Origin of the sequence: Peribacillus sp. NPDC058002 (assembly GCF_042886655.1) — a bacterium.
In the GTDB taxonomy this organism is placed as follows: Bacteria; Bacillota; Bacilli; order Bacillales; family DSM-1321; genus Peribacillus; species Peribacillus aracenensis.
Window position 1 is genome coordinate 1 of sequence record NZ_JBHVQU010000354.1, and the last position, 2,916, is coordinate 2,916.

Consider the following 2,916-nt stretch of genomic DNA (forward strand, 5'->3'; position numbering starts at 1 on the left):
GCCTGGGGCATACCTTGCTATATTTTGGTTAATGACTAATTCATGGACAACCTCTATTACTTGAAGGGAATTTGGGCCGCGATCGGTTAAATCGCCTACAAAGCCGAGAATTCTTCCGGAGGGATGTACAGGAAACCCAGTCTTCCATGTATAGCCCATTTTTTCGGTCAGCTGCCTGAATTCAGCGAAACATCCATGAATGTCCCCTATGATATCGATGTTCATTTGACACACCCTTTGTTTGTTTTGTATATGTTTATGGTATTAGTATAGTATTATTTAAAAAAATAAAATATAAACGAGGAAATGAAAAAATATGTTTTAGGAGGTGTATGGTTATGGAGGAGATGAAGGAACGGGAGCGGGAGAATAGTCAAATGAATAACGAGCTTTTGCTTGAAGCGCTTAAAACGGAAAGTCTAGATCAGTTCCGTACGGAGTTCCTTGAAATGCATCCATATGATCAGGCTCAATTTTATACAAGCTTGTCAGATGAATTCAGATCCGTCGTTTACACATATTTGTCACCGGAAGAAATGGCGGACCTTTTTGAAAATATAGAAATTGATGAAGAGGATTACGAAAGCCTGTTGGCTGAAATGAATCCTTCTTATGCAGCCGATATGCTTTCCCATATGTATGCGGATGATGCGGCCGACGTCCTGAATGAAATCAATGATGAGCAGGCCGTCAGCTATTTGACCATCATGGATGATGAAGCGGCAAGTGAAATCCAGGAGCTTCTGAACTATGAGGAATCTACGGCAGGTAGTATCATGACGACAGAATTCATTGCCATTGAAGCAAATGAAACCGCCCGATCAGCCATGCAGATCTTGAAAAGGGAAGCTCCGGAAGCGGAAACGATTTATTATGTGTTCGTTACCGATCAGGATAAGAAGCTGCTTGGTGTTTTATCGCTCAGGACATTGATCATTGCTGATGAAGATACCTTAATCGGTGATTTAATGGATGACAGGGTAGTTTCCGTCCCTGTATCTGAAGACCAGGAAGAGGTGGCACGAAAAATAAGGGACTATAACTTCCTTGCTGTGCCGGTCGTCGATTTCCAAAACCATTTATTAGGGATTATAACCGTTGATGATATCATTGACGTCATGGATGAAGAGGCATCCGATGACTATTCTAAACTGGCAGGTATCTCTGATCTTGATCATGTTGATAAGAGTCCATTTTCCGCTGCAAAAAAACGGCTGCCATGGTTGGTCATCCTTTTGTTTTTAGGCTTGCTGACTGCAAGCTTGATCGGCCGATTCGAAGAGATACTAAGCCAAAAAGCGATTCTTGCTGTATTTATTCCATTGATTGGCGGCATGGCTGGAAATACAGGAACACAAGCCTTGGCAGTAGCGGTGAGAGGAATCGCAACAGGTGAATTAGAACAGGAAAGCAAGTGGAAACTGGTCCTTCGAGAGGCTGGAACTGGCCTTATTATTGGCCTGACATGCGGAATTGCCATCATTTTCATTGTATATTTTTGGCAAGGTGATTTAATGCTGGGGTTATTGGTCGGTATTTCCATTTTCATAACTCTGATCGTTGCCACACTTGCCGGTTCAATCGTCCCGCTTCTCATGCATAAAATGAAAATCGACCCAGCGGTAGCTTCAGGTCCTTTCATTACAACAATCAACGACCTTATCAGTATTCTTATTTATTTCGGATTAGCAACATTATTAATGGGCTATCTACTATAAGTCAAAGTAGGCCCTCTTTGGAGGGCCATTCCCTCAGGACTTTAGAAAACGGTGTTTTTATCAAAGGAATTTTGATATACTATCATTAGTAGCAGGTACTAATAACTTGTATTAAAAATAGGAGGTCACATACAATGACTTTTTCATTAGAAGGAAAAACGTTTGTCATAATGGGTGTTGCGAATAAAAGAAGTATTGCATGGGGAGTTGCCCGTTCCTTACATAAAGCAGGTGCAAAGCTGATCTTCACTTACGGAAAAGACCGTACGGAAAAAAGCGTTAAGGAACTATCTTCTACATTGGAAGGAGAGCCTTCCACCATTTTACAATGTGATGTAACGAAGGATGAAAGCATTGATGAATGTTTTGCGGCGATTAAGGAAGAAACAGGTATCATTCATGGCGTGGTACACAGTGTCGCATTTGCTAACAAGGAAGATCTGGACGGTGAGTTCGTCAACACGAGCCGTGAAGGGTTCTTGCTTGCCCATAATATCAGTTCATTCTCTTTGACGGCTGTAGCTAAAGCGGCGAAGGAAATCATGACTGAAGGCGGCAGCATCGTCACAATGACGTATCTTGGCGGTGAACGGGTCATGCCAAATTATAATGTAATGGGAGTGGCTAAGGCCTCGCTGGAAGCCAATGTCCGTTACCTGTCAAGTGATCTTGGTAAAGATAACATCCGAGTGAATGCAATTTCGGCCGGTCCAATCCGTACCTTATCCGCTAAAGGTGTCCGTGACTTCAATACAATTTTAAAGAAGATTGAGGAAGAAGCACCGCTCCGTCGTACAACGACTCCGGAAGAAGTAGGGGATACGGCAGTATTTTTATTAAGTGACATGTCCCGCGGAATTACCGGGGAAAATATCCATGTGGACTCCGGTTATCATATAATTGGATGATAAAAGGGGACTCTTTAAGGTCCCCTTTTTAATTTTTTGAACTGTTATCATCCTGTCCATCAAAGATTGGTGTTAATGTTTGTTTTCCGGTATCTTGAAGAATTACATCGATTTTAATCGACTTAATCGAATCTTCATCTAAAGGGATCCTTCCTCCTGTTTCGATTTTTCTCCAAGTTTTAATATCCTCTCGATAAAGTGTTTTCGATAACCTAAACAGGTCCAGCCCTCTTTTTTGTGTATATTGATATGTGTAATTTATTTCTTTCTTGATAGAGCGTATTAATTCT

3 protein-coding genes and 1 pseudogene are annotated in these 2,916 nt (G+C 41.6%); 2 read left to right on the plus strand and 2 right to left on the minus strand.

The window, feature by feature from the left end; translation table 11 throughout:
• Nucleotides 1–225, minus strand: a 225-nt coding sequence (locus tag ACFVSH_RS24895; protein WP_387708425.1) for a metallophosphoesterase, incomplete at its 3' end; no start/stop codon positions are given.
• Nucleotides 226–377: 152 nt separating this feature from the next.
• Between ACFVSH_RS24895 and mgtE the strand changes: the two genes are divergently transcribed.
• Both mgtE and fabI read left to right on the plus strand, forming a co-directional pair.
• Nucleotides 378–1,718 carry a magnesium transporter gene (gene mgtE / locus ACFVSH_RS24900; RefSeq protein ID WP_387597148.1) on the plus strand — a complete coding sequence of 447 codons (1,341 nt, stop codon included), beginning with the start codon at nucleotides 378–380 and terminating at the stop codon, nucleotides 1,716–1,718.
• 134 nt (nucleotides 1,719–1,852) lie between these two features.
• Nucleotides 1,853–2,626 (plus strand): enoyl-ACP reductase FabI, encoded by a 774-nt coding sequence (gene fabI / locus ACFVSH_RS24905; RefSeq protein WP_387596214.1) that lies wholly within the window; start codon nucleotides 1,853–1,855, stop codon nucleotides 2,624–2,626.
• A gap of 28 nt (nucleotides 2,627–2,654) precedes the next feature.
• On the opposite strand, the pseudogene ACFVSH_RS24910 reads toward fabI, so the two are convergent.
• Nucleotides 2,655–2,916: pseudogene (locus ACFVSH_RS24910) on the minus strand (Ger(x)C family spore germination protein); the annotation flags it as partial.

Coding starts and splice junctions, on each gene's coding strand:
- fabI (WP_387596214.1), top strand. CDS start 1,853: ATGACTTTTTCATTAGAAGGAAAAACGTTTGTCATAATGGGTGTTGCG.
- mgtE (WP_387597148.1), top strand. CDS start 378: ATGAATAACGAGCTTTTGCTTGAAGCGCTTAAAACGGAAAGTCTAGAT.